General features: G+C 71.8%; 23 protein-coding genes and 1 tRNA gene. 14 read left to right on the top strand and 10 right to left on the bottom strand.

The genetic code is table 11. The annotated features are described in order from the left end of the window. Window positions 1–45: 45 nt before the first annotated feature. Together ACIGXO_RS12830 and ACIGXO_RS12825 are read right to left on the bottom strand one after the other, a co-directional pair. Entirely contained in the window at window positions 46–1,260 is a 1,215-nt protein-coding gene (locus ACIGXO_RS12830; protein ID WP_399784503.1) for an alpha/beta hydrolase, read from the bottom strand. A 112-nt stretch (window positions 1,261–1,372) separates the two neighbouring features. Beyond that, complete coding sequence (locus tag ACIGXO_RS12825; RefSeq protein ID WP_399784500.1) at window positions 1,373–2,071, bottom strand: TetR/AcrR family transcriptional regulator; 699 nt, start codon at window positions 2,069–2,071, stop codon at window positions 1,373–1,375. Between the two features lie 114 nt (window positions 2,072–2,185). On the opposite strand from ACIGXO_RS12825, the gene ACIGXO_RS12820 reads away from it, so the two are divergent. Together ACIGXO_RS12820 and ACIGXO_RS12815 are read left to right on the top strand one after the other, a co-directional pair. Beyond that, entirely contained in the window at window positions 2,186–3,787 is a 1,602-nt protein-coding gene (locus ACIGXO_RS12820; protein WP_399784498.1) for an MFS transporter, read from the top strand. Between the two features lie 191 nt (window positions 3,788–3,978). After that, window positions 3,979–4,335, top strand: coding sequence for a peptidase inhibitor family I36 protein (locus ACIGXO_RS12815; protein ID WP_399784495.1), 357 nt, complete (start codon window positions 3,979–3,981; stop codon window positions 4,333–4,335). Between the two features lie 62 nt (window positions 4,336–4,397). Here ACIGXO_RS12815 and aceE read toward each other — a convergent pair whose 3' ends face one another. Next, on the bottom strand, window positions 4,398–7,145 hold the full coding sequence (gene aceE, locus ACIGXO_RS12810; RefSeq protein ID WP_399784492.1) for a pyruvate dehydrogenase (acetyl-transferring), homodimeric type: 2,748 nt from the start codon (window positions 7,143–7,145) through the stop codon (window positions 4,398–4,400). 528 nt (window positions 7,146–7,673) lie between these two features. Between aceE and ACIGXO_RS12805 the strand changes: the two genes are divergently transcribed. The 6 genes from ACIGXO_RS12805 (at window position 7,674) to ACIGXO_RS12780 (ending at window position 12,161) form a co-directional block, all read left to right on the top strand. Further along, window positions 7,674–8,114 carry a DUF3052 domain-containing protein gene (locus tag ACIGXO_RS12805; protein WP_031055156.1) on the top strand — a complete coding sequence of 147 codons (441 nt, stop codon included), beginning with the start codon at window positions 7,674–7,676 and terminating at the stop codon, window positions 8,112–8,114. A gap of 160 nt (window positions 8,115–8,274) precedes the next feature. Beyond that, entirely contained in the window at window positions 8,275–8,733 is a 459-nt protein-coding gene (locus ACIGXO_RS12800) for a peroxiredoxin (RefSeq protein WP_399784489.1), read from the top strand. 148 nt (window positions 8,734–8,881) lie between these two features. Continuing rightward, window positions 8,882–9,457 (top strand): TerD family protein, encoded by a 576-nt coding sequence (locus tag ACIGXO_RS12795; protein ID WP_399784486.1) that lies wholly within the window; start codon window positions 8,882–8,884, stop codon window positions 9,455–9,457. Between the two features lie 101 nt (window positions 9,458–9,558). After that, complete coding sequence (locus ACIGXO_RS12790) at window positions 9,559–10,134, top strand: TerD family protein (protein ID WP_399784483.1); 576 nt, start codon at window positions 9,559–9,561, stop codon at window positions 10,132–10,134. A gap of 54 nt (window positions 10,135–10,188) precedes the next feature. Further along, window positions 10,189–11,322 (top strand): DUF475 domain-containing protein, encoded by a 1,134-nt coding sequence (locus ACIGXO_RS12785; protein WP_399784481.1) that lies wholly within the window; start codon window positions 10,189–10,191, stop codon window positions 11,320–11,322. A 104-nt stretch (window positions 11,323–11,426) separates the two neighbouring features. After that, window positions 11,427–12,161: a Tellurium resistance gene (locus ACIGXO_RS12780; RefSeq protein ID WP_399784478.1), complete on the top strand. Its 735-nt coding sequence runs from the start codon at window positions 11,427–11,429 to the stop codon at window positions 12,159–12,161. Between the two features lie 112 nt (window positions 12,162–12,273). Here ACIGXO_RS12780 and ACIGXO_RS12775 read toward each other — a convergent pair whose 3' ends face one another. Further along, the gene (locus tag ACIGXO_RS12775) at window positions 12,274–13,356 is read right to left on the bottom strand and encodes a TerD family protein (protein ID WP_399784475.1); all 1,083 of its coding nucleotides are present in this window, start codon (window positions 13,354–13,356) and stop codon (window positions 12,274–12,276) included. Between the two features lie 273 nt (window positions 13,357–13,629). On the opposite strand from ACIGXO_RS12775, the gene ACIGXO_RS12770 reads away from it, so the two are divergent. The 3 genes from ACIGXO_RS12770 to ACIGXO_RS12760 all read left to right on the top strand — a co-directional run bounded on the left by ACIGXO_RS12770 (window position 13,630) and on the right by ACIGXO_RS12760 (window position 18,192). Beyond that, a complete protein-coding gene (locus tag ACIGXO_RS12770; protein ID WP_399784472.1) occupies window positions 13,630–14,808 on the top strand; it encodes an HpcH/HpaI aldolase/citrate lyase family protein in 1,179 nt (392 codons plus the stop codon). Between the two features lies 1 nt (window position 14,809). Then, window positions 14,810–17,296, top strand: coding sequence for a phosphoribosyltransferase (locus ACIGXO_RS12765; RefSeq protein WP_399784469.1), 2,487 nt, complete (start codon window positions 14,810–14,812; stop codon window positions 17,294–17,296). Between the two features lie 74 nt (window positions 17,297–17,370). After that, complete coding sequence (locus ACIGXO_RS12760; protein WP_399785631.1) at window positions 17,371–18,192, top strand: HAD family hydrolase; 822 nt, start codon at window positions 17,371–17,373, stop codon at window positions 18,190–18,192. Window positions 18,193–18,219: 27 nt separating this feature from the next. On the opposite strand, the gene ACIGXO_RS12755 is transcribed toward ACIGXO_RS12760, so the two are convergent. From ACIGXO_RS12755 to ACIGXO_RS12730, 6 genes are all read right to left on the bottom strand, one after another. Next, window positions 18,220–18,432, bottom strand: a complete 213-nt coding sequence (locus ACIGXO_RS12755) for a zinc ribbon domain-containing protein (RefSeq protein WP_030618155.1) — start codon at window positions 18,430–18,432, stop codon at window positions 18,220–18,222. A 48-nt stretch (window positions 18,433–18,480) separates the two neighbouring features. Then, on the bottom strand, window positions 18,481–19,455 hold the full coding sequence (locus ACIGXO_RS12750; protein ID WP_399784465.1) for a sugar kinase: 975 nt from the start codon (window positions 19,453–19,455) through the stop codon (window positions 18,481–18,483). After that, the gene (locus ACIGXO_RS12745; RefSeq protein WP_399784463.1) at window positions 19,452–20,090 is read right to left on the bottom strand and encodes a bifunctional 4-hydroxy-2-oxoglutarate aldolase/2-dehydro-3-deoxy-phosphogluconate aldolase; all 639 of its coding nucleotides are present in this window, start codon (window positions 20,088–20,090) and stop codon (window positions 19,452–19,454) included. The genes ACIGXO_RS12750 and ACIGXO_RS12745 overlap by 4 nt, the downstream gene beginning before the upstream one ends. A 78-nt stretch (window positions 20,091–20,168) precedes the next feature. Continuing rightward, the gene (gene dgoD, locus ACIGXO_RS12740) at window positions 20,169–21,347 is read right to left on the bottom strand and encodes a galactonate dehydratase (RefSeq protein WP_399784460.1); all 1,179 of its coding nucleotides are present in this window, start codon (window positions 21,345–21,347) and stop codon (window positions 20,169–20,171) included. Window positions 21,348–21,382: 35 nt separating this feature from the next. After that, entirely contained in the window at window positions 21,383–22,018 is a 636-nt protein-coding gene (locus ACIGXO_RS12735; protein ID WP_399784457.1) for a DUF4383 domain-containing protein, read from the bottom strand. A 98-nt stretch (window positions 22,019–22,116) separates the two neighbouring features. Then, window positions 22,117–23,376 carry a hypothetical protein gene (locus tag ACIGXO_RS12730; protein WP_399784455.1) on the bottom strand — a complete coding sequence of 420 codons (1,260 nt, stop codon included), beginning with the start codon at window positions 23,374–23,376 and terminating at the stop codon, window positions 22,117–22,119. A 233-nt stretch (window positions 23,377–23,609) separates the two neighbouring features. Here ACIGXO_RS12730 and ACIGXO_RS12725 point away from each other — a divergent pair. From ACIGXO_RS12725 to ACIGXO_RS12715, 3 genes are all read left to right on the top strand, one after another. Beyond that, window positions 23,610–23,681, top strand: a tRNA-Val gene (locus tag ACIGXO_RS12725). A 120-nt stretch (window positions 23,682–23,801) separates the two neighbouring features. Next, window positions 23,802–25,193 (top strand): FAD-binding oxidoreductase, encoded by a 1,392-nt coding sequence (locus ACIGXO_RS12720; protein ID WP_399784453.1) that lies wholly within the window; start codon window positions 23,802–23,804, stop codon window positions 25,191–25,193. Between the two features lie 306 nt (window positions 25,194–25,499). After that, window positions 25,500–26,162, top strand: a complete 663-nt coding sequence (locus tag ACIGXO_RS12715) for a hypothetical protein (RefSeq protein WP_399784450.1) — start codon at window positions 25,500–25,502, stop codon at window positions 26,160–26,162. The last annotated feature ends 75 nt before the right edge of the window (window positions 26,163–26,237 follow it).

Here is a 26,237-nt window from a genome sequence, read left to right as displayed (position 1 = left end):
CCCGGATGCGGTCGGCCACCGGCCCCTACCCGGCCGGACCGGCCCTCACGCCAGGTCGGCCGAGCAGTCTCCGTCGTCGGTCGCGCAGCTGACGCCCGCGACCGCGCCGACCCCGACGAGCGCGAAATTGGCCAGGCTCTGGGTCCCGCGGGCGAAGTACCCCGCGTGCCCGTTCGCGCCCGCCGCGGACAGCACCCGGGAGCCGAACGCCGGGTCCACCGGATCGGCGCCGTGCCCCAGCCCGCCGAATTCCAGGTTCGGGATGTCCTGGATCCAGTCGCCGGAGTCCCGCATCGCCCACACCCGGGCGCTGGTGTGCAGGGCGGCGGTGTTCTGGGCGCGCATGCCGGGGCTGCCCGCCACGACGATGTCGCCGACCCGGGAAGGCAGCGCGCGGGCGGCCACGCCGCAGACCACGGAGCCGTAGCTGTGGCAGAACAGCGAGACGTCGGCGCCCGTCGGCAGCGCGCCGATCATCGACTCCAGGCGCTGCGCTCCCGCCTGCGCCAGCTGGCCGGCCGCCGCGTCCACGCCGATGCCGGCGGGCGCGGTGTAGTCGGCCCAGGCGATCACGGCCGTACGGGCGTCCGGACGCACCGCGCGCTCCGCGTCGTACAGCGAGGACGCCATGCCCACCGGGGCCCGGACGGCCTGCTTGGTCCGCTCGAAGTTCACCAGGTTGGTGTCCACGCCGGGCACCACGACCGACACCCGGCGGGCGTGCGTGAGATCGCCGAAGACCTCGGCGGCCCGGCCGCCCGCGGCCGGATCGAAGGAGAGGATCTGCCGGCCGGGCCGCATCATCGAGTCCAGGCGGTGCATCAGCCGGCCGGCGTCCTGGCGCCCCTCCGGCGTCAGCCGCGCGTCGTGCGAGCGCCGCGCGGCCACGTCGCGTGCCTGGTCCATGGCCTTGCGGTTGGCCTGGTAACGCAGCGTGGCGGGGGCACCGGCCATGTTGCCGACGGCGAGCGGGTAGCGGTCGGCCAGCCGCAGCCGGTCGGCCTTGCGGAGCTTGGCGAAGAACGCCGCGATGCGGTGCGGGCCCGCTGCCGGGTCGGGCAGCCGGTGGCCGTGGAAGGTGGCGCCCGCCCAGGCGGCGCGGGAGCTGCCCAGCGGGTCGGTGTCGCCCTTCGTACCTCTGATCCCCGTCCAGCCGGTCACGGCGAGCATCACGAACACCACCGCCAGGGCGAGTGCCGCACGCCAGGCGGAGGACTGCAGGAAACCGGGAGGAGCGCCGAGCTCGGAGAAGGAAGTCACCGCGGGACAGCCTAGGAGACGCTATGCAGCGGCCGTGGATTGGGTGAGGCAACTCACGTTTCACTGTGGGTCATTAGGGTCACAACGGACACTTCGCGCCCATATGTCCTGCTCAGGCGTGCGGCGGCGCGCTCGCGTGGTCGCGCTGAGGGGCGGTTTTCCGCCACTCGCCGGCGATTGCCGGAATGATCCCGTCCAGATGCTGCTCGGTGGTCGCGCGGATGGACTCCACGCTGCACTCCCCGGCCTCGCCCCACAGCCGCCCGGCCAGCCGCATCACGCCGCTGAACGCCGCCACCACGATGCGCGGCCGCGGATCGGTGTGCACGTCCAGGCCCTCGCGCCCGGCGATGACCGTGGCGATCAGCTCCTCCAGGTCGGAGCTGCGCCGCAGGTGGGCCGCGATCAGCGCGGGCGTCGACTCGATCATCTGGTACGTCCGCATGTGCAGCTCGACCGGGATGATCGACTCGATCACCTGGCCGAGGTCGTCCCAGGCCAGCAGGACGGAGTTGCGCAGCGCCTCCAGCGGGGTTTCGGCGGCCGGGCGGGCCCGCAGGGCCTCCAGGAAGCGCGCCTCCACTATCTCCTGGACGGCGAAGACCACGTCCTCCTTGGTGGTGAAGTACCGGAAGAACGTCCGCTGGGAGACGTCGACCGCCTCGGCGATCTCGTCGATCGTGGTGCGGTCGTACCCCTGCTGGGTGCACAGCTCCAGCGCGGCGCGGATCAGCGCGTCGTGCGTACGGCGCTTCTTCCGCTCGCGCAGTCCGCACCGCAGCCCCTCACGCGGCGTCATCTCGGCCCTCATGCGCCGCCCTCCTTGGTGGATCACTGCTGCTCACGATACCTGTGAGTTAACTGACAGTTACTGACGAACGAAACGCTTTGTCAACTGTCAGTGGCTGACATTATTGTCGGGGGCATGAGCTCACAGACCCCGGTAGCCGAGGCGATACCGGACATACCGACCCCGGAGCCGCGCAGGGGGCTGCGTGGCCATCCCTGGCTGACCCTCTTCTCCGTCGCGATCGGCGTGATGATGGTGGCGCTCGACGGCACGATCGTCGCCATCGCCAATCCGGCCATCCAGCAGGACCTCGGCGCCTCGCTCGCCGACGTCCAATGGATCACCAACGGGTACCTCCTCGCGCTCGCCGTCGCGCTGATCACGGCCGGCAAGCTCGGTGACCGCTTCGGCCACCGCCAGACCTTCCTCATCGGCGTGGTCGGCTTCGCGCTCGCCTCCGGGGCCATCGGCCTGTCGAGCGAGGTCTCGCTGGTCATCGTCTTCCGCGTACTGCAGGGCCTCTTCGGCGCGCTGCTGATGCCGGCCGCGCTCGGCCTGCTGCGCGCGACCTTCCCGGCCGAGAAGCTCAACATGGCCATCGGCATCTGGGGCATGGTCATCGGCGCGTCCACCGCCGGCGGCCCGATCGTCGGCGGCCTGCTCGTCGAGCACGTCAACTGGCAGTCCGTCTTCTTCATCAACGTGCCCGTCGGCGTCGTGGCCCTCCTCCTCGGCCTGGTGATCCTCAAGGACCACCGCGCGAAGAACGCCCCGCGCTCGTTCGACATCCCCGGCATCGTGCTGCTGTCCGGCGCGATGTTCTGCCTGATCTGGGCGCTGATCAAGGCCGGCGAGTGGGGCTGGGGCGACGGGAAGACCTGGGGCTTCCTGATCGGCTCGATCGTGCTCTTCGTGGCCTTCGGCGCGCTGGAGACCAAGGTCCGCGAACCGCTGATCCCGCTGCGGATGTTCCGCTCCCTGCCGCTCACCGCGGGCACGATCCTGATGGTGCTGATGGCCTTCGCCTTCATGGGCGGCCTGTTCTTCGTGACCTTCTACCTGCAGAACGTGCACGGGATGAGCCCGGTGGACAGCGGCCTGCACCTGCTGCCGCTCACCGGCATGATGATCGTCGGCTCGCCGCTCGCCGGCGCCATGATCACCAAGTTCGGGCCGCGGGTGCCGCTCGTCGGCGGCATGGTCCTCACCGCCGTCGCGATGTACGGCATGTCCACGCTGGACGTCGGCACCGGTACCGGCGCGATGTCCCTCTGGTTCGCCCTCCTGGGCCTCGGCCTCGCGCCCGTCATGGTCGGCGCCACCGAGGTCATCGTGGGCAACGCGCCCATGGAGCTCTCCGGCGTCGCGGGCGGCCTCCAGCAGGCCGCGATGCAGGTCGGCGGCAGCCTTGGCACTGCCGTGCTGGGCGCGGTGATGTCGTCCCGGGTGACCGGCGAGCTGCCGGACAACTGGAATGCGGCGCATCTGCCGCCCATCCCGGCGGCCCAGCTGGACAAGGCCGCCGACGCGGTCGCCGTCGGCATGGCGCCGGTGCCGAAGGGCACCCCGGCGCCCTTCGCCGAGAAGATCACTGCGGTCGCCCATGACACGTTCATCTCCGGGATGGGGCTGGCCTTCACGGTCGCCTGCGGTGTTGCCATCGTGGCGGCGGCGGTTGCGGTGCTGACCAAGCGCGGGGCGAATGCGGAGGCCGGCGCCGGCATGGGTCACATCTAGGCCGTACTCGGCTGCCGCGCCGTTGTGGCTGGGCGCGCAGTTCCCCGCGCCCCTACGGGGCGCGACAACTTCCGGGCCTCGTCTTCCCTCATCCGGGTGGGCGGGGCCCGGATGCGTTCGCCACGGAGTGGTGAGACCGCCAGCGTGGGTCCGGAACGATCGTCACACGATCACTATTCGGGGGGACCCTCATGCGTACGACACTTCTCGTGGCCGCGCTCGGTACGGCCGCACTGCTCAGCACGCCCTTCGCCGCGGACGCCGCTTCCGGGGGCTGTGCCGCCGGGCAGCTCTGTCTCTGGCCGAAGGCCGGCTACGAAGGCCCGCGCGAGACCCATGAGCTCTCCGACACCGACATCGAGAGCTGCGTGCCGCTGCCGGAGGGCCGTCCCGCCCGCTCCTTCGTGAACCGCACGGGCCGGCCCGTGACGACCTTCCAGAGTGCCGAGTGCGCCGAGACCGGCGAGTTCGACACGTATCCGGGCGGCGGGACGTACGTACCGGACGCGCCGTACGCGGTACGGGCTTTCAGGATCGCGGAGCGGTGAAACGCCGGTGCCCCCGGACAGCCGTGCTGTCCGGGGGCACCCGCTGCGCTCAGCGGCCGGTCCTACGCGTCGCCGCCCGCCTCGCCGGCCTCGGCCGCCGTGACGTCCAGCAGCTGGTACCGGTCCACGGCCTTCTTCAGGTCCGAGCGGTCGATCTTGCCCTCCTTGGCGAGCTCGGTGAGCACCGCCAGCACGATCGACTGCGCGTCGATGTGGAAGAAGCGGCGGGCCGCGCCACGGGTGTCGGCGAAGCCGAAGCCGTCCGCACCCAGCGACTGGTACGTGCCCGGGACCCAGCGCGCGATCTGGTCCGGAACCGCACGCATCCAGTCGGAGACGGCCACGAACGGACCCTCGGAGCCGGAGAGCTTCCGCGTCACGTACGGGACGCGCTGCTCTTCCTCGGGGTGCAGGAGGTTGTGCTCCTCCACCTCGACGGCCTCGCGGCGCAGCTCGTTCCAGGAGGTCGCCGACCAGACGTCCGCCTTGACGTTCCACTCCTCGGCGAGGATCTTCTGGGCCTCGATCGCCCACGGCACGGCCACGCCGGACGCCATGATCTGCGCCGGGATGGAGCCCGCCGAGCCCGGCTGCAGCTTGTGGATGCCCTGGAGGATGCCCTCGACGTCCACGTCCTCCGGCTCGGCCGGGTGGACGATCGGCTCGTTGTAGACGGTGAGGTAGTAGAAGATGTCCTCGCCCGGCTGTCCGTCCGCGGTCTCGCCGTACATGCGGCGCAGACCGTCCCGGACGATGTGCGCGATCTCGAACCCGAAGGCCGGGTCGTAGGCGACGCACGCCGGGTTGGTCGAGGCCAGCAGCTGGGAGTGGCCGTCGGCGTGCTGCAGACCCTCACCGGTCAGGGTCGTACGGCCCGCGGTCGCACCCAGGACGAAACCGCGCGCCAGCTGGTCGGCCATCTGCCAGAACTGGTCGCCGGTCCGCTGGAAACCGAACATCGAGTAGAAGACGTACACCGGGATCAGCGGCTCGCCGTGCGTGGCGTAGGCCGAGCCCGCCGCGATCAGTGACGCCGTGCAGCCGGCCTCGGTGATGCCGTCGTGCAGCATCTGGCCGGTCGGCGACTCCTTGTACGCCAGCAGCAGCTCGCGGTCGACCGACTCGTAGATCTGGCCCAGCGGGTTGTAGATCTTGGAGGTCGGGAAGAACGCGTCCATGCCGAACGTGCGGTACTCGTCCGGTGCGATCGGCACGAAGCGCTTGCCGATCTCCTTGTCCCGCATCAGGTCCTTCAGGACGCGGACGAACGCCATGGTCGTGGCGATCTTCTGCTGGCCCGAGCCCTTCTTGGCGGTCGCGTACGCCTTGTCGCCCGGCAGCTGCAGCGGCTTCGCGCGCACGATACGGGTCGGGACGTACCCGCCGTTCGCCTTGCGGCGGTCGTGCATGTACTGGATCTCTTCGGAGTCCCGGCCGGGGTGGTAGTACGGCGGGAGGCCGTCCTCCAGGTCCTTGTCCGGGATCGGCAGGTGCAGCCGGTCGCGGAACATCTTCAGGTCGTCGACCGTCAGCTTCTTCATCTGGTGGGTCGCGTTGCGGCCCTCGAAGTTCGGGCCGAGCGTCCAGCCCTTGACGGTCTGCGCGAGGATCACGGTCGGCTGGCCCTTGTGCGCCTTGGCCGCCGCGTACGCCGCGTAGATCTTCTTGTGGTCGTGACCGCCGCGTCCCAGGTGCAGGATCTGGTCGTCGGTCATGTTCTCGACCATCTTGCGCAGCCGGTGGTCGTCACCGAAGAAGTGCTCGCGGATGTACGCACCGGTCTCGGTGGCGTACGTCTGGAACTGGCCGTCGGGCGTGGTGTTCAGCTTGTTGACCAGCACGCCGTCGCGGTCCTGCGCGAGCAGCGGGTCCCAGGAGCGGTCCCAGACCAGCTTGATCACGTTCCAGCCGGCGCCGCGGAACTGCGACTCCAGCTCCTGCATGATCTTGCCGTTGCCGCGGACCGGGCCGTCCAGGCGCTGCAGGTTGCAGTTGACGACGAAGGTCAGGTTGTCCAGGCCCTCACGGGCGGCGATGGACAGCTGGCCGAGCGACTCGGGCTCGTCCATCTCGCCGTCGCCGAGGAACGCCCACACGTGGCTGTCGGAGGTGTCGGCGATGCCGCGCGCCTCCATGTAGCGGTTCATCCGGGCCTGGTAGATCGCGCCGAGCGGGCCGAGGCCCATCGAGACGGTCGGGAACTCCCAGAAGTCCGGCATCAGCCGCGGGTGCGGGTAGCTGGACAGGCCGTTGGGGGCCTTGGACTTCTCCTGGCGGAAGGCGTCCAGCTGGTCGGCGGAGAGCCGGTCCAGCAGGTAGGCGCGGGCGTAGACGCCGGGCGAGGCGTGGCCCTGGAAGAAGATCTGGTCGCCGCCCTTGCCGTCGTCCTTGCCCCGGAAGAAGTGGTTGAAGCCCACGTCGTACAGGGAGGCGGAGGAGGCGAAGGTGGCGATGTGGCCGCCGACACCGATACCGGGGCGCTGGGCCCGGGAGACCATGACGGCCGCGTTCCAGCGGGTCGCGTTCAGGACCTTGCGCTCGATCTCCTCGTTGCCGGGGAAGAACGGCTCGTCCTTGGTCGCGATGGTGTTGACGTAGTCCGTGCTGCGCATCTCCGGCACGGCCACGCGCTTCTCGCGGGCCCGCTCGATGAGGCGGAGCATGAGGTAGCGGGCACGTTCCCGGCCTCGCTCATCGACGGCTGCGTCGAGCGAGTCGAGCCATTCCTGGGTCTCTTCAGGATCGAAGTCCGGGACCTGGCTGGGAAGGCCGCCAATGATGATCGGGTTGCGATCGGATCCGGAAGCCACGCTGTTCCTTCACTGTTCTGGTCGTGTCGTACTTTGCGCGCATGTGAGGTCCATGCAGTGCCGAGTACGAGGTCAGATTTCTGTCTCTGCTGGTGTCGCGCCGTCTTCCATCGTGTACCGAGGCACGCGGATACGTCATCTCTACCTGCGGGTAACCGCCCCCTGGCAGACGGCCGCCGGCAGGCGCGCCCCGGGGGAGACCAAATCGCAACCATACGCCCATGTCGCGCGCCCCCGGCGTCCGGCCGTACGGTTATCGAACACCCGCATGCGGGCTGTCCGTACCCCTCACCGGGCACGGTCGCGCGCGTGTACCCCACAAGACCAGCCCGACGCTGTGGCGTGAATCACCGCGGCACGGGGTAGAAGGGGTCGCAGTTGCGGCGAGACGGCCGTATCCGTCACCGTTTTGGCGGTCTGGAGGGCCGGGTACTTGCGCGATTCGCCCCGCCCGTGTGGACTACGCCCAATGCCCCGCGCACGCGCGAGGTGTAAGGCATATCCACAAGACATGACAGGAGGCAATCCGTGAGCGCGACCGCGGACCACGCGGAGGAGCGGACCAACCCGGCCGTCAGGCTGGGGTTCGAGCCCGGACAGGTGGTCCAGGAGATCGGCTACGACGACGACGTCGAGCAGGAGCTCCGTGAAGGCATCGAGGCCGCGATCGGCCAGGAGCTCGTCGACGAGGACTACGACGACGTCGCCGATGTCGTCCTGCTCTGGTTCCGAGACGAGGACGGCGACCTTACGGACGCCCTGGTCGACGCGATCGGACTGATCGACGAAGGTGCCCCGGTGTGGCTGCTGACGCCGAAGACCGGACGCGACGGTTACGTCGAGCCGAGCGACATCAATGAGGCCGCGCAGACTGCGGGTCTGTCCCAGACGAAGAGCATCAACGCGGGCAAGGACTGGAGCGGCAGCCGGCTGGTCACGCCGAAGGCCGCCAAGTCCGGCAAGCGCTGAGCCGTCCGCCGGCACGTCCCCGAGCCCCCTTCCGCAGCCTTCCCCGGCCCCCGTGCCCAGGGAAGGCCGTCCGGAAGGGGGCTCGACGCGTCTTCGCGGGAGGGTCGCCGCGTAGGGTTGGCGGGTATCTGTTGAGCATCTGCGAAGGGAAACAGAACCCATGGCGATCGAGGTCGGCGCGAAGGCTCCGGAGTTCGAGCTGAAGAACCAGCACGGGGAGACCGTCAAGCTCTCCGACTTCCGCGGCGAGAAGAACGTCGTGCTGCTCTTCTACCCCTTCGCCTTCACCGGCGTGTGCACCGGCGAGCTGTGCGCCCTGCGCGACGAGCTCCCCACGTTCGTCAACGACGACGTGCAGCTGCTCGCCGTTTCGAATGACTCCCCGTTCTCGCTGCGCGTCTTCGCCGAGCAGGAGGGCCTGGAGTACCCGCTGCTGTCGGACTTCTGGCCGCACGGCGAGGTTTCCCGTGCCTACGGCGTCTTCGACGAGGAGAAGGGCTGCGCCGTGCGCGGCACCTTCATCATCGACAAGGAGGGCGTGGTCCGCTGGACGGTCGTCAACGGCCTGCCCGACGCGCGTGACCTGAACGAGTACGCCAAGGCCCTCGGCAGCCTCTGAGCCCCCTCCGGGCCGGCGTCTTCCGGTTCGACACCCGCCGATTCGACAACGCGTCATCGGCGGGAACCGGTCACTAGGATCAATTCGTTGTTCTGATGCCATGCACGACGGGGGCGAATGTGTACCCCTCGAACCTATGGGAGGACTCGTGGGAGTCAGCCTCAGCAAGGGCGGCAACGTCTCGCTGACGAAGGAAGCCCCCAATCTGACCGCGGTCATCGTCGGTCTGGGCTGGGACGCGCGTACCACCACCGGTACCGACTTCGACCTCGACGCCAGCGCGCTGCTGGCCAACGACCAGGGCAAGGTCGCCAACGACCAGAACTTCGTGTTCTTCAACAACCTGAAGAGCCCGGACGGGTCGGTCGAGCACACCGGGGACAACATCACCGGTGAGGGCGAGGGTGACGACGAGCAGATCAAGGTGAACCTGGCCGCCGTGCCGGCCGACGTTGCCAAGATCGTGTTCCCGGTGTCGATCTACGACGCCGAGACCCGCCAGCAGAGCTTCGGCCAGGTGCGCAACGCCTTCATCCGCGTGGTGAACCAGGCCGACGGCACCGAGCTGGCGCGGTACGACCTGAGCGAGGACGCCTCGACGGAGACCGCCATGGTCTTCGGCGAGCTCTACCGCAACGGCGCGGAGTGGAAGTTCCGGGCCATCGGCCAGGGTTACGCCTCGGGCCTGCGTGGCATCGCGCAGGACTTCGGCGTGAACGTCTGACCGAGGACGCAGCACCTGCCCGGCGCCGTACGCCCCCTGGGGAGTGCGGCGCCGGGCGCGCTTGAGAGCACAGCACCGACACCGGGGAGGAAGCGAAGAACATGGGCGTCACACTCGCCAAGGGAGGAAACGTCTCCCTCTCGAAGGCCGCACCCAATCTCACGCAGGTCATGGTCGGTCTCGGCTGGGACGCGCGCTCCACGACCGGCGCGCCGTTCGACCTGGACGCCAGCGCCCTGCTGTGCGCGAACGGCCGGGTGCTCGGGGACGAGTACTTCGTCTTCTACAACAACCTCAAGAGCCCGGAGGGCTCCGTCGAACACACCGGGGACAACCTCACCGGTGAGGGTGAGGGTGACGACGAGTCGCTTCTGGTGGATCTCTCGAAGGTCCCGGCCCAGGTCGACAAGATCGTCTTCCCGGTCTCGATCCACGACGCCGATGCGCGCGGCCAGAGCTTCGGGCAGGTCAGCAACGCTTTCATCCGGGTGGTGAACCAGGCCGACGGCACCGAGCTGGCGCGCTACGACCTCAGCGAGGACGCCTCCACCGAGACCGCGATGATCTTCGGCGAGGTTTACCGGTACGGCGGTGAGTGGAAGTTCAGGGCCGTTGGACAGGGGTACGCGTCGGGTCTGCGCGGCATCGCTCTAGACTTCGGGGTCAACGTTTCGTAAAGCGCCGTCCACCCGTGCGCGGGGGACCCCACACAACGAGGGATTGGGTAGGAAGTGCTCCTGAAAACCTTTGGCTGGTCATTCGCCGTCACGGTGGCGGGTCTGGCCTTGGCGGGCGTCCTCTGGGGGTGGCAGGGGCTCGCGATTGTCGGGATCCTCTCGATCCTGGAGATCTCGCTCTCGTTCGACAACGCCGTCATCAACGCGGGCATCCTGCGGAAGATGAATGCCTTCTGGCAGAAGATCTTCCTGACCATCGGCATCCTGATCGCCGTGTTCGGCATGCGGCTGGTCTTCCCGGTCGTCATCGTGGCCATCACGGCCAAGCTGGGCCCGATCGAGGCCGTCAACCTCGCGATCAACGACAAGCCGCAGTACGAGCACCTCGTCACCGCGGCGCACCCGGCCATCGCGTCCTTCGGTGGCATGTTCCTGCTCATGATCTTCCTCGACTTCATCTTCGAGGAGCGGGACTACAAGTGGCTCTCGTGGATCGAGAAGCCGATGGCCAAGCTGGGCAAGCTCGACACCCTGTCGATCATCATCGCGCTGGTCGCGCTGCTGATCACGGCCATGACCGTGGCCACCGACGTGGCGCACGGCGGTGGTGACAAGAGCGCCACGGTGCTGCTCTCGGGCGTCGCGGGCCTGCTCACGTACCTCATCGTCGGCGGCGTCTCCGGCTACTTCGAGGACAAGCTCGAGGACGCCGAGGACGAGGCGGAGGAGGGCGAGGAGCGCGCGCCCGCCAAGGGCAAGGGCACCGGCGCGGCCGTCGGCCTGGCCGGCAAGGCCGCGTTCTTCATGTTCCTCTACCTCGAGGTCATCGACGCGTCCTTCTCCTTCGACGGCGTCATCGGCGCCTTCGCCATCACCAACGACATCTTCGAGATGGCGCTGGGTCTGGGCATCGGCGCGATGTACATCCGGTCGCTGACCGTCTTCCTGGTCCGCAAGGGCACCCTGGACGACTACGTCTACCTGGAGCACGGCGCGCACTACGCCATCGGCGCGCTGGCGGTGATCCTGCTCATCACCATCAAGTACGAGATCAACGAGGTCATCACCGGTCTGGTCGGCGTGATCCTGATTGCGCTCTCCTTCTGGTCCTCGGTGCGCAAGAATCGTGCCGAGGGGCGGCCGGGGGCGGGATCTTCCTCGAAACCCGAGGTCAGCTCGGGGGTGTGACCCCGGTCCGATTGAGGAACGCTTCTCTGCGGGGCGGCCATGAGGCGGAATGCCTCCGGCCGCCCCGCGGCTGTATCTGATGCTGATCGATGGGGTGGGGCGAAGTGTCGTTCTTGGGGAACTGGCGACGCGGCGGAGCGCCGCAGTTCGACAACGGCGGGGCGTCGTACGTCGTCAAACTGACCAAACGCGATCCCGTGGTCTCGCTGACCAAACAGGGCGCCGCCAGCGGTAACCTCCGGGTCAACCTCTCCTGGCAGATGCGCACCACGGACTTCGCGGAGTTCGCGGGGAAGCGGAAGAGCCTCTGGCGGCACCCGGGCCAGATATTCAAACCCGAAGTGGTGCAGGCGCAGGGCCCGGCGGTCGTCAAGATCGACCTCGACCTGGCGTGCATGTACGAGCTCAAGGACGGCACGAAGGGCGTCGTGCAGCCGCTGGGGAACTTCCTCGGTGAGCTCAACAGCCCGCCGTACATCCAGCTCAGCGGCGACGACCGGTTCGGTTCGGGGTCGGGCGAGACGCTGTACATCAACCTCGACCACCAGGACGAGTTCAAGCGCCTGCTGATCTTCGTCTACATCTACGACGGCACCCCCGCCTTCGACCGTACGCACGCCATCATCACGCTCTACCCGAGCAGTGGGCCGCGGGTGGAGATCGGCCTGGACGAGCGGGCGCCGCAGGCCCGTTCGTGCGCGGTCTTCATGCTGGAGAACGTCAAGGGCGAGCTGACCGTGCGCCGCGAGGTGAAGTACGTCTACGGCTTCCAGGCCGAGCTGGACCGGCTGTACGGCTGGGGCCTGCAGTGGGGCCGCGGCTACAAGAGCCAGGTGTGAGCGCCGGGCGCGCCCGCCGGCACGGTGGCAGGCGCGCCCGCCCGCACGTGAGGTGCACGGGCGGCGCGCGCCGCGTCGCGCGCGCCTCGTGCCGGCCGTCGGTCCGCGCGCCTCAGCGGTGCTGGAACTGCGGGCCCTGCGGCGGCAGTACGAGCGGACCGTCGTCCGGCACCGGCGCGGTGGCCGGTCCGTCGGGCGCGGGCGGCGGCGGGTAGCCGTAGCCGGTGGCAGCGGTCTGGGGCTGCGGCTGCGGATAGCCGTACGCGGGCTGTGCCCGGCCGGGGCCCGGCTGGGGGCCCGGGTAGCCGTACGCGGGCCCGGGGGACTGCTCGGGCGGCCCCGGATAGCCGTACGCGGGCGGGCCGGGCGGCATGGGCGGCGGCGGGGGCACGTTCTCCGGGTAGCCATAGGCGCCCGGGCCGGCCGCCGGGGCGCCGGTGGGCTGCGGCGGCGGTGCGAACGCCGCGGTGGCGACGGGGTCCGTGGCCCCGGCGGCCGGTTCGGGGAACGGCACCGGGTCCGGCACGGCACGCGTGACGTCCTCGGAGCCGGTCACCGGCGCCCCGGGCACGGCCCGGGTCGCGTCGTCCGCGCCCGGCACGGCTCCCGGCGCGGCGCCGGCAGACTCCGCGGCGTCGTCCGCCGCGTCCTCGCCCTCGTCCACCGAGATCCCGAACTCCGTCGCCAGCCCCACCAGGCCGCTGTCGTACCCCTGGCCCAGCGCGCGGAACTTCCATGCGTCCGCCCGCCGGTACAGCTCCCCGCAGATCAGTGCGGTCTCCTCGCCGGTCTCCGGCTCGACTTCGAACACCGCCAGTGGCCCGCCGTCTCCCTGCGTCGCGTCGTACAGCTCCACCCGGAGGTCCGGTACGTGCCCGAAGGGGTCGCCGTCCGAGGACGCGGCCACCACCACCCGGTCCACCGACGGGTCGAGCGCGGCGAGATCCGCCTCGACGGTGTCGGTCAGCGCGTCGGACAGCCGCTTCTTGGGGAGATGACGCACCGCTCCGCTGGGGTGCCGCGGCTGGTTGTAGAACACGAAGTCCGCGTCCGAGCGCACCCGGCCGTCGGCGCCCAGCAGCAGTGCGGAGGCGTCCACGTCGGGCACTCCCGTGCCCGGTGTCCAGCGCAGGACGGCGCGTACGGCAGTGGCATCGAGGGGCACGTTCGACCCCTTCTGCATGGCGTGCGTCATGACGTCATCCTGCCTGCTGAGCGGGGCGCCGGACAACGCGGGGGACCGTCCGGCCCGGGAAACGGCGACGCGCGGTCCGCTTCGGCCGGGTACGCGGGCCCCCTCCGGCCGGTCGCGTGGCCCGCTCCGGCCGGGCGCGCGTCACGTGAATTTCACCTGCGCGGGAACTTTCCATAGGGGCCCACACGTACGATTACCGACCGGATCCAGACACCGGAAGCCGGGAGAAGCGCCGCAGGGGTGGCCGAATCCAGCCCGCACACGGGGAGTTGTATGCGTCATTTCGGACACCTGCCGCCCGGCCTCCGCGCGACGCTGTTCCACCAGGAGCCGGGTGAGTTCACCGCCGACTCCCCGCAGCGGCTGCTCGCCGTCGCGCTCGGCGCCACCCTCTACAGCCCCGCGACCAGGCCCCGGCTGGCCGCCGACGTCATCAAGCAGGCCGCGCGCGGCGTGGTGTCCATGGTGCTGTGCCTGGAGGACTCCATCGGCGACGGCGACGTGGCGGCCGGCGAGGACAACCTCGTACGGCAGTTCACCGAGCTGGCCGAAACGGAGGCCAGGGACCCGGAAAGTCCGCTTCCCCTTCTCTTCATCCGTGTCCGCACCCCCGACCAGATACCGGACCTGACCCGGCGGCTCGGCCCGGCCGTCCGGCTCCTCTCCGGATTCGTGCTGCCGAAGTTCACCGCGCTGCGCGGCGTGCCCTTCCTGGAGGCCCTCACCGCCGCCGAAGCGTCCTGCGGGCGGCGGCTGTTCGCCATGCCGGTGCTGGAGTCCCCCGAGCTGCTCCATCTGGAGAGCCGCACGGAGACCTTGCAGGGCATCGCCCGCACCGTCGACGCCTACCGCGACCGCGTCCTCGCGCTGCGCCTCGGCGTCACGGACTTCTGCTCGGCGTACGGCCTGCGCCGCGCGCCGGACATGACCGCGTACGACGTACGGATCGTCGCCTCCGTGATCGCCGATGTCGTCAACGTGCTGGGCCGCGCCGACGGCAGCGGCTTCACCGTCACCGGGCCGGTCTGGGAGTACTTCCGGCTGCACGAGCGGATGTTCAAGCCGCAGTTGCGGCAGAGCCCCTTCCAGGGCCGCGCGGAGGAGCTGCGTACGTCCCTCATCGAGCACGCCATGGACGGCCTGCTCCGGGAGATCGAGCTGGACCGGGCGAACGGTCTGCAGGGCAAGACCTGCATCCATCCCTCGCACGTCCCCCCGGTGCACGCTCTGTCGGTCGTCAGCCACGAGGAGTTCAGCGACGCGGTCGACATCCTGCGCCCCGAGCGCGACGGCGGCGGCGTCCTGCGCTCCGCCTACACGAACAAGATGAACGAGGTGAAGCCGCACCGCGCCTGGGCGGAGCGCACGCTGCTGCGCGCCGAGGTCTTCGGCGTCGCGCGCGAGGGCGTCAGCTTCGTGGAACTGCTGGCGGCAAGCGTGCCGCAGGCTTGAGATGGTGCCCGAGAAGAGGAATGACACAGTGGTGTGGACCGGCACATGGGTCGCGGAGCGGCTCGGGGTCGAACTGAAGGGCACGGACGTGCCGAACGGCGTCGACGGGCCGAACGGCGCGGGCGGGCTGAACGGGCTGCTGGGGCTCGCGCTGCGGCGCAACCCCAAGCGGGCCCATCTGCTCGTGTCGCAGGTGCTCGGCAAGCATGTGCCGCAGCGGCCCGCCGTGGTGTACGAAGCGGGGCACGGCCTCGGCCGCCGGGTCCGCGCGCTGCTGGGTGACGAGGCCGCCGCGCGGGCCGTCGTCCTCGGGTACGCCGAGACCGCCACCGGCCTCGGGCACAGCGTCGCCGACGGCCTGGGGCTCGCGACCTACCTTCACTCGACCCGGCGCCCCGTGCCCGGCGTCGAGCAGGCCGGCGGCTTCGAGGAGGAGCACAGCCACGCCACGTCGCATCTGCTGCTCCCCGAAGACCCCGCCCTGCTCACCGGCGACGGCCCGCTGGTCCTGGTCGACGACGAGTTCTCCACGGGGCGCACGGTCCTCAACACGATCGCGGCCCTGCACGCCCGTTACCCCCGCGCGCGGTACGTGATCGTCGCCCTGACCGACATGCGCTCCGCGGCGGACCGCGCACACCTGGAGAAGTTCGCGGCCGAGCTGGGGGCGCGCGTCGACCTGGTCGCGCTGGCCGCGGGCACGGCCGGGCTCCCGGCGGACGTACTGGAGCGCGGGCAGGCGCTGGTGGCGGAGTACGGCACGGAGCCCGCCGCCGTCCCCGCCGCCCGGGACGCGTCCCGCGCCGGGATCACCCGGACCGCCCTGGAGTGGCCCGCCGGTCTCCCGGACGGCGGCCGGCACGGCTTCACCCCGGACCACCGCGCCCGGCTGGAGGCCGCGCTGCCGGCCATGGCGGCCCGGATCGCCGCCGCGCTGGGCGAGCGCGGGCGCCGCGCGGAGGCCCGCGTCCTCGTCCTCGGCAACGAAGAGCTGATGTACGCGCCGCTGCGGCTGGCCTGCGCGCTGGACGAGGCGCTGCCCGCCGAGGTCCGCTTCTCCACCACGACGCGCTCCCCGGTGCTCGCCGTGGACGACCCCGGCTACGCGATCCGTACGAAGCTCGCCTTCCCGGCGCACGACCGCCCGGCGGACGGCCCGGGCGAGCGGTACGCGTACAACGTCGCGCCCGGCACGGACCCCGGCCGCCGCTTCGACGCGGTCGTCGCGCTGGTCGACTCGGCCGGTGACACCCCCGAACTGCACGCACCGGGCGGCCTGCTGGCGTCCCTCGCCGCGCACACGGACCAGGTACTGCTCGGCGTCGTCCCCGCGTACAGACCGGGAGCCGGACCGCTGCGCGGCCCCGCCTTCGGCTCCTACGCCCCCGAGGACGTCGGCTGGCTGCTGCAGGACCTCTCCGGCGTCACCCTCGAAGCCCCCACCGAGGAGCGCGAGGAGGCGATCCAGCGCGGCGGCGCGCACTACGCCGAGTCGCTGCCGGTGGAGTACCAGCCCAGCGCGGAGTACCAGGCGCTCTTCCGCGCCGCGCTGGAGACCTCCGCGGCGCGCATCGCGCGGGCCGTCGGCGCCGTCACCGAAACGGTGCTCGCCGAACGGTCGCCCCGCCCGGTCCTGGTCTCGCTCGCCCGCGCCGGCACCCCCGTCGGCGTCCTGATGCGCCGCTGGGCCCAGCACGCACACGGCCTGGACCTGCCGCATTACGCCATATCGATCGTGCGCGGCCGCGGCATCGACACCACCGCGCTGCGCTGGCTCGCCGCCCACCACGACCCGGCCGACGTGGTCTTCGTCGACGGCTGGACCGGCAAGGGCGCGATCACCCGCGAACTGGCGCAGGCGCTCCGGGACTTCCCCGGCGCGGCCTTCGACCCGCGGATCGCGGTGCTCGCCGACCCCGGCGGCTGCGTGGACACCTACGGCACCCGCGACGACTTCCTCATCCCCTCCGCCTGCCTGAACTCCACGGTCTCCGGGCTGATATCCCGCACGGTGCTCCGCGCCGACCTGGTCGGTCCGGACGACTTCCACGGCGCGAAGTTCTACCGCGAGCTGGCGGACACGGACGTCTCGCAGCACTTCCTCGACACCGTCGCGGCCCGCTTCGAGGAGGTCGCGGCGGACGCCCGCGCCGACGCCGCGGCGCTGCTCGCCGCCGACCGCACGCCCACCTGGGAGGGCTGGGCAGCCGTGGAGCGGATCAGCGAGGAGTACGGCATCCACGACGTCAACCTCGTGAAGCCGGGCGTCGGCGAGACCACCCGCGTCCTGCTGCGCCGCGTCCCCTGGAAGATCCTCGCGCGCAAGGGCGCGGGCGCGGACCTGGAACACATCCGGCTGCTCGCGGAGCAGCGCGGCGTTCCCGTGGAGGAGACCGACGGCCTGCCGTACAGCTGCGTCGGGCTGATCCACCCGCGCTACACCCGCGGCGCGACCGGCGCCGACGGCAGGGCGGTGGCGGCCAAGTGAGCACCGTGCGCACTCTCGTGGCCAGCGACCTGGACCGTACGCTCATCTACTCCGCGGGTGCGCTCGCCCTCGGCATGCCCGACGCACGGGCGCCGCGCCTGCTGTGCGTCGAGGTGTACGAGCAGAAGCCGCTCTCGTACCTGACGGAGACCGCGGCCGGGCTGCTCGCCACCCTGGCGGCCGCCCGCGGCGCCCGCTTCGCCCCGGCCACCACCCGCACCCGCGAGCAGTACGCGCGCATCCGTCTCCCGGGCCCGGTCCCGGAGTTCGCGGTCTGTGCGAACGGCGGCCATCTGCTGGTCAACGGGGAGTCCGACCGGGACTGGCAGCGGACGGTCGCCGCGCGGCTGGCCGCCGAGTGCGCCCCGCTCGACGAGGTACGCGCACATCTGCTGCGTACCGCGGACCCGTCCTGGCTGCTGAAGGAACGTACCGCCGAGGACCTCTTTGCGTACCTGGTCGTCGACCGGGCGAAGCTGCCGGAGACCTGGGTGAAGGACCTCGCGGGCTGGGCGGAGCGGCGCGGCTGGACCGTCTCCCTCCAGGGCCGCAAGGTCTACGCCGTGCCGAAGCCGCTCACGAAGAGCGCGGCGGTCCGCGAGGCAGCGCGCCGCGCGGGCGCCGGCCGGATCCTCGCCGCCGGTGACTCGCTCCTGGACGCCGACCTGCTGCTGGCGGCGGACCGCGGCTGGCGCCCGGGCCACGGCGAACTGGCGGCCGCGGGGTGGTCTGCCCCGCACGTCACGGCGCTGACGGAGCGTGGCGTGGCGGCGGGGGAGGAGATCGTACGGGCGTTCCTGGCGGGCCTGACGGAGGACACGGCGGGCCTGCTCGAAGACACGGTGGGGCTGACCGCGGACACCGCGGACACGGCGGGCGCGGGCGCTCAGCCGTAAAGGGCGGGCGCCCCCGCCCTGTAAGGCTCAGCCGCAGCAGCCGCCCCCGCAGCAGCCGCCGCCCCCGCCCCCGCTCGGGGCGGGCGCCGCGGCCGTGCCGCCGACCGCGACAGCAGACAGCAGCTTCACCGTGTCGGCGTGGCCCTCGGGGCAGGGGGCCGGCGCGGCGGACTCGGCCATCGGGCGGCTGACCTCGAAGGTCGTCTCACAGGAGCGGCAGCGGTACTCGTATCGGGGCATGGCCAAAGAATACGGCGAGCGGGCCGGGGCCCGCCGGGACACCGGTGCTCAGCGCACGACCGTGCCCGGCGCCGCGCCCAGCATGCCCAGTTCGGCGCGGGTCGGGGCGCCCTCCCAGTCACCGGGCGAGGCGACCGCGAACGCGCCCGTGGTGACCGCGCGCTCCAGCCGCCCGGCCACCGGCTCGCCGTCCAGCAGGGCCGAGAGATACCCGGCCACGAAGGCGTCGCCCGCGCCGACCGCGTCCACCGCCCGTACGGCCTTCGCGGGCGCGTGCAGCGACCCGTCGGCCGTGTACGTGGTGGCCCCCGCCGCGCCGAGCTTGACCACCACCTCTCCGACACCGGCCTTCAGCAGCAGCTCGGCCTGCGAGGCCGCGGACGACACGCTCTCCGACAGGCACAGCGGCAGCTCGTCCTCGGAGGCGATCAGTACGTCCACGGACGGCACCCAGGCGCACAGCACCTCGGCCGCGGCCGCCGCGCTCCACAGCCGCGACCGGAAGTTCACGTCCAGGCAGACCGTGCTGCCGTGCGCGCGGGCCAGCCGCAGGGCCCGTTCGGCCGCGCCACGCGCCTCGGGGCCCAGCGCGGGGGTGATCCCGGTGAGGTGCAGGACGCGCGGCGGCGCGGCCGCGAACGCCCGCTCCACGGCGTCCGCGCGCAGCCGGGAACCGGCCGAGCCCGCCCGGTAGTAGTGCACCCGCGTCACCTCGGGCAGCCGCGGCTCGAACATCAGCAGCCCGGTCGGCGCGCCGCCGTCGTCCGTCGACGCGCCCGAGACGTCCACGCCCTCGGCCCGCAGCGTGCGCAGCACGAGCTGCCCGGCCTCGTCGTCGCCGACCGCGCCCGCCCAGCGCACCGAGTGTCCGAGCCGGGCCAGGCCGATGGCCACGTTGCTCTCGGCGCCCGCCACGGACACCTGCATCGTGCCGCCCAGCTTCAGCGGCCCGCTGCCGCGCAGCGCGACCATGGTCTCGCCGAGCGTCAGTACCTCCGGACCGGTCGCGTCCGTACCGCTCACGCCAGCCCCTCCGCGCCCTCGGCGCACTCCGCCAGGAAGTCCGCAGCGCGGCGCCGCAGTCCGGCCAGGTCGCCGCCGTCCGCCGCGTCCCCGATGAGCGGCGAGCCGACGCCCACCGCCACCGCGCCCGCGGCCAGGTACGCGCGGGCCGCCGCCGCGTCCACGCCGCCCACCGGCACGAACGGCAGCTCCGGGAAGGGCGCCCGCAGCGCCTTGAGGTACGCGGGGCCGCCGATGGAGGCGGGGAAGAGCTTCAGGGCCGTCGCCCCGGCGGCCCGCGCCGCGATCACCTCGGTCGGCGTCAGCACCCCGGCCACCACCGGCAGCCCACGGCGCACGCACTCGTCCACGCCGGCGCCCAGCCCCGGCGTGACCGCCAGGTTCGCGCCCGCCTCGGCCGCCCGCTCGACGTCCTCGGCGGTGGTGACCGTCCCGGCGCCCAGCCACGCGTCCGGCCCCAGCTCCTGCCGGGCCCGCCGGATGACGCCGAGCGCGTCCGTGCCGCTGAGCGAGACCTCGACGAGCCGCACCCCCTCCTCGGCGAGGGTCATGACCGTACGGAAGGACGCCTCGGGGTCCTTGCCGCGGATGATGGCGACGAGCCGTCCGGCCCGGAGCGCTGCGCTGAAGTCCATGGTGCGTGGAGTCCTTCCTGGGTGATGTGGCCATTGTGGGCCATGCGGGAGCGGCGGCGGCCGGCCCCCGCCGCCCGCTCACCACTCGGCGAACGACCCGTCCTCGTACCGCCACACCGGGTTCCGCCAGGCGTGCCCCGTACGGTCGGCCGCCCGTACGGCCTGCTCGTCCACCTCCACGCCCAGCCCCGGCCGGTCCGTCCGTACGAGCGTCCCTTCCTCGAACCGGAACGGCTCCGGATCGACGACGTAGTCCAGCAGCTCGGTACCGCGCTGCCCGCCCGCGCCCCGGTGGTAGTGGATGCCGATGCTCTGCTCCTGGACGAGGAAGTTCGGGGTGGTGAAGGCGAGCTGCAGACAGGCCGCCAGCGCGACCGGCCCCAGCGGGCAGTGCGGCGCGAGCTGCGCCCCGTACGTCTCCGCCAGTGCCGCGATCCGGCGCAGCTCCGAGATCCCGCCCGCGTGCGACACGTCCGGCTGCACGATCGCCACCCCGGCCCGCAGCGGCGCCAGGAACTCCCGCCGCGAGTAGAGCCGCTCGCCGAGCGCGACCGGGATGCCGGCGGCGTTCACCAGACCGGCGAGGACCTGCTCGTCCCCGTACTCGGCGAGCACCGGCTCCTCCACGAACATCGGCGCGTACTCGGCGAGCAATGGCAGCAGCCGGCGCGCGTTCGCGGGCGAGACCCGGCCGTGGAAGTCCAGCCCGAAGTCCCGCTCGTCCCCCAGCACCTCGCGGGCGGCCTCGGCCCGCCGCAGGCAGTCCCGTACCTCGGCCAGGGTCGCGACCGGCGTCAGCCGCCCGCAGCCGTTCATCTTCACCGCGGTGAATCCGGCCTCGACCTGCGCCGTCACCGCGTCCTTGATCTCGGCGGGCTCATCGCCACCCACCCACGCGTACGCCCGCACCCGCTCCCGCACCGCGCCGCCCAGCAGCTCGTACACGGGCACGCCGTACGTCTTCCCCTTGATGTCCCACAGCGCCTGGTCCAGCCCGGCGACGGCCGAGGACAGCACCGGGCCGCCCCGGTAGAACCCGCCCTTGGTCATGACCTGCCAGTGGTCCTCGATGCGGCCCGCCTCCCGCCCGATCAGGTACTCGGCGAGCACGCCGACCGCGGCGCGCACCGGCTCCGCGCGCCCCTCGACCACCGGCTCGCCCCACCCGACCACGCCGTCCTCGGTCTCCACGCGCACGAAGAGCCACCGCGGCGGCGCCAGAAACGTCTCGACCCGCGCAATCCGCCCCGCACCCAACGACGCCCTCCTCCGGCCGGTCCGCTACGACCCCGTCATGCTCCCTCTCCCCGTCGCGCTCCGCCATGCCGCAGCGTGCCGTCCTGCCGCGCCTTCCGCAGCAGCGCCGCCTGCTGCGGGTTCAGCCGGGAGGCGCGGGGCACGGCCTCCGGGTGCCGGGCGCGCCAGTACGGGTTGTCGTGCGGCAGGCCGCCGCTGACCCGGCCGTACATCCCGAAGACCAGCAGCATCAGCCCGACCACGAAGCTGAACAGGACGTTCTGGAGGTGGAAGGCGAGGTAGTTGAAGCCGGTCTCCAGGACCGCCAGATTGACGAAGCCGCTCAGCAGGAAGGCGAGGCCGAGCACGGTGTTCAGGGTGGAGGCGAAGTTCCCGCCGATCACCATCCCCACGAAGAGCAGCAGGCCGATGAGGATGGACAGCACGCTCAGCGCGCCGTTCGTGTTCAGGCCCGCGACCGTGTCGCCGCCGGTGTCGAAGAAGCCGATCCGGTCGATCAGGCCGAGGACGCCGAAGGCGACCAGGACCAGTCCCATCAGCCCGGCGCCGACCCGGTAGACCGTACTGAGCCGGTGGTCGACGGGCAGATGCTCGTCGAGCCTGATGTGCCGCCGGGGAGCGTGCCGCCGGGGGCTGTGGGAGGGCCCGTGAAGGGCGTGGCCAGCAGTCATGTCCGGCCTCCTTTGCGCAGCAGGACCGCCAGGGCCGTACCGCCGTACCTCCCTCCAGCTTCCGCTCCCGCGCCGGACAACGCCATCCGACGAGGCCGTCAGCTGCCGCCGCCCCGCTCCTCGCGGATCGCCTGGACCACCCGCGCCGCGATCTCCCGCACCGCGTCCGTCTCGGTCAGGAAGTGCCACCAGTCCGGATGCCGGCTGCCCTCCAGCCCGGCCTCGGCCCGCTCCAGCCGGGCCACCGCCTCGTCCAGCGGCCGCGCGTGCCGGGGGTCGGGCGTGCTCCGCCCCGCCATCGCCAGCCGCTGCGCGTCCCGGATCGCGAACCGCGTCCGCTCGACCTCCCGCTTCCGGTCGAAGGACACCTCGTCCAGCCGCCGCAGCCGGTCCCCGGCGGCCGACACCGCCTCGTCCGTCGTGTTCAGCAGCGCACGTACGGTCGCCAGCAGACTCGTCGCGTCCGCCCACCGCTGCTCGTCCCGCGCGCTCTGCGCCTCCCGCAGCTTCACTTCCGCCTGCCGCACGGCGTCCGCGGCCTGCTGCGGCACCTGCTGCAGGTCCTGCCAGCACGCCGCGCTGTACCGCCGCCGCAGCTCGCTCAGTACGGGGTCCACCTGCCCCGCCCGCGTCGTGATCGCCTGCGCCCGGGTACGCAGCGACACCAGCCGCTTGTCGATCTCCGCGGCCCGCTCCGGCAGCCGCTCCGCCTCGCTCCGTACGGCCTCGGCCCGCCGCAGCACGTCATCGGCGCGCTGCAGCGTCTCCTGCACGCCGTGCTGCCCGGCCCCCTGGTTCAGCTTGGTCAGCTCGGGCGACAGCGCCGCCAGCCGGGCCGCGAGATCATCGGCCTTCAGGCCCTTCGCGCGCACCGCGTCCAGCGCCTGGGTCGCCGCCAGCAGCGCCTGCCGGGCCCGCTCCACCGCCGGCGCCAGCCGCGCGAGCTGCGTCTCCGCGGTCTGCAGCAGCGGCCCGAGCCCCTGCGCGAACCGCTCCAGCTCCTTGCCGACCGCCGTCAGCTCGTCCTTGGCCCGGGTCAGGTCGGCGCGTGCCCGCGAGGCGGCACCCCCATCAAGATCATCGCGATCCAGATCATGGGCGTCCACGGCCGCGATGTACGTCCGGCTGACCTCGTCGATCCGCCGCCCCAGCTGCGCGTACCCCTCGGCGGCCCGCCGCGCGCCCGGCGAGTCGTCCACCGCCGTGATCGTCTCGATCGAGATCTTCAGGTCCCGCTGCGCGGTGTCCAGCTCGTAGAACGCGGCCGCCGCGGCGTCCTTCGCGGCCTGCGCCTCCGCCCGCTGACTCTCCCCGCGCCCGAACCACCGTCTGGTACCGCCACCGGCGAACGCCATCATCCCCCCACCGACTGCCGTCGCGGCCGGCGCGGGCACCGACGACCTGCTCGCTGCTCGTACAGCCGCGTGTGTGTCGCCGTCACAACCCTCTCCCGCTCGCGTCGCCCCAGGCCCGAAGCCATTCTCCCACCCTGTACGGACGAACACACCGGCCGGTAGGTTCACCATCCGGACGCTTCCCCACACGGGTTTGCGAACCATCCCCGCAGGCAAGGTAGTCTGTCGGTTCATCCGGGCGCATAGCTCAGCGGTAGAGCGCTGCTCTTACAAAGCAGATGTCACAGGTTCAAATCCTGTTGTGCCCACGTGTGCGAAGACCCCCAGCCGGTTCGGCTGGGGGTCTTCGGCGTCTTCGGGGCGGGGCCGGACGGCGCTACGCTCCGGGGACGGGGGAGTGGACCAGGTGGGTACCAGGGGGGTATCTGATGGGATCCCGTGAGGTGAGCGGTGCGGTGCTGGGGGGTCTTCGGGCCGGGTTCGGTGGGGAGCTGATCACGGCCGGTGATCCGTCGTACGACGAGTACCGCGGTGTCTTCAACGCGATGATCGACCGGCGGCCCGCCGTCATCGCGTGCTGCGCGACCGCCGAGGACGTCGGGCGGGCGGTCCGCTGGGCGCGCGAGGAGGGGCTGGAGATCGCGGTGCGCGGCGGTGGGCACGGCGTCGCCGGGACGGCGGTGAACGACGGCGGTCTCGTCGTCGACCTGCGGCGGATGAACGGCGCGACGGCCGACCCCGAGCGCCGCACGGTACGCGTCGGCGGCGGCGCGACCATGGGGGACCTCGACCGGGCGGCCGGCGCGCACGGGCTGGCGACGACCGGCGGGCGGGTCTCGACCACCGGCGTGGGCGGCTACACGCTGGGCGGCGGTTCCGGCTGGCTGGAGCGGAAGTACGGCCTGACCTGCGAGAACCTGCTGGAGGTCGAGCTGGTCACGGCGGCCGGGGAGACCGTACGGGCGAGCGGCACCGAGAATCCGGAGCTGTTCTGGGCGCTGCACGGGGGCGGCGGCAACTTCGGGGTGGCGACGTCCTTCACGTTCCGGCTGTACGAACTGCCCGCGTTCAGCTTCGGGCTGCTGCTGTGGCGTCCGGAGGCCGGCCCCGAGGTCCTGCGCGCGTACCGCGACTTCATGGCGGCGGCGCCCGACGAGATCGGCGGCGGGCTGCTCTATCTCACGGGCCCGCCCGAGGAGTTCGTGCCCGCGCAGCTGCGGGGCCGGATGGCGTGTGCGTGCCTGATCACGTACGCGGGGCCGGTGGCGCAGGCGCGCGAGGTGATGGCGCCGATGCTGCGCCTCGGGCACGAGGGCGAGCTGATCGCGGACATGCCGTACGCGGACTTCCAGTGCATGCTCGACGACCCGCCCGGCTACCGGAACTACTGGTCGGCGGAGTACCTGACGGAGCTGCCCGACCGGGCCGTCGACGTCTTCTGCGGGCGCGCCGGTGACATGGTCGTGCCTTCGCCGTCCCAGCATCTGATGCTGCCGCTGGGCGGCGCGCTCGCGCGCGGCACGGTGGACTACCCGGTGCCGTGGCGGTCGGCACCGTGGGCGGTGCATCCGCTCGGCCTCTGGGAGGACCCGGCCGACGACGCGCGCGCCCGGCAGTGGGCACGTGACCTGCGCGCCGACATGCGGCCGTGGTCGATCGGCGCGGTGAACCTCAACTTCATCGGGGACGAGGGCGGCGAACGGGTCGTCGCGGGCGTGGGCGCGGACAACCACGCGCGGCTCGCGGCGGTGAAGGCCGCGTACGACCCGGACAACGTCTTCCGCGGTAACCACAACATCGGCCCGGGGCGGGCCGCGTAGCCGTTGGGGCGCGGTCGCCGGGTGTCCTTTCTGTCGGTTATGCAGCCGTGGTGACTTCCTGCGCCGGGAGTGGGTTGGAAGGGGCGGGTGTGACGGGCGGAGAGAGCAGTGTGCCTGTGAGGTGGCCGAGAGGCGAAGTGGCCGGAATTGGCGGGTTCCGTGTCGATCGTGAGTTCTATGGTGAAACGGAGTGGCCCCGGACCCCGGTCGCGCCTGTTCAGCCCGCCCTTTCGGTGGCGGAGTGCCGGTGGGATGCGCCGGCAGCAGGCCCCCGAGTCCACTTCCGAAGGAGAGCAGGGTCCGGCCATGGAGCAGAGTACGGCCGCCTCCCCCGTGTCCCCGGCCGCCGGCCGCGCCCCCGCGTTCCGCTGGGCGCTCAGCGCACGGCGACGACCCGGTAGCGACAAGGAGGCCACCGTGCTGGCTTGTGCGGTGCTGGACGCGCTCGGCGTGCCGGGGGAGGGGAGCGCGTCCCTGGTCTCGGACCTGGCCCGGGCGACGGCCTACGTGCTGACCCACGGCAGCGCGGACGCGTACCGCCTCACGATCGAGATCGACGGGGGGCAGTGCACGGTACGGGTCGACGACCGGGAGACGGGCGAGGATTCGGGGACCGAGGGAGCTGCGGAGCAGCAGGGAGCAGGGCAGCTGCAGGGGGCCGGCCAGCCGCAAGGAGCCGGCCAGCTGCAGGGAGTTGGGCCGTCGCAGGGCGTCGGGGACGCGGGTTTCGGGCGGCTGTGCGTGCAGCACCGTGCGGACGGCTCGGTCTCGGTGTTCTTCCGCCGGCCGTTCCCGCCGGTCGCCGAGCTGGCGCCGGACGGTCCGGAGAGGCCGGGCGAGCGGGAGGCTGCGAGCGGTGCCGAGCGGGAGGGCTCGGCGGATGTCGTTCCGCTGCCGGTCGTTCCGCTCGCGTCCGGGGCCTGCGGCAGGGCCGAGGCCGTCACCACGGATATGGCCGCCGAGGGTTGACCGTTCACCGTTCTGCTTTATGCTTTCCGGTGTTCGGGGATTGACTGCATAAATGCAGCATCCTGCTTCCCCTTG

It is taken from the genome of Streptomyces sp. NPDC053542, assembly GCF_044544685.1.
GTDB lineage: Bacteria > Actinomycetota > Actinomycetes > Streptomycetales > Streptomycetaceae > Streptomyces.
This window is presented reverse-complemented; position numbering and strand designations above follow the sequence as displayed.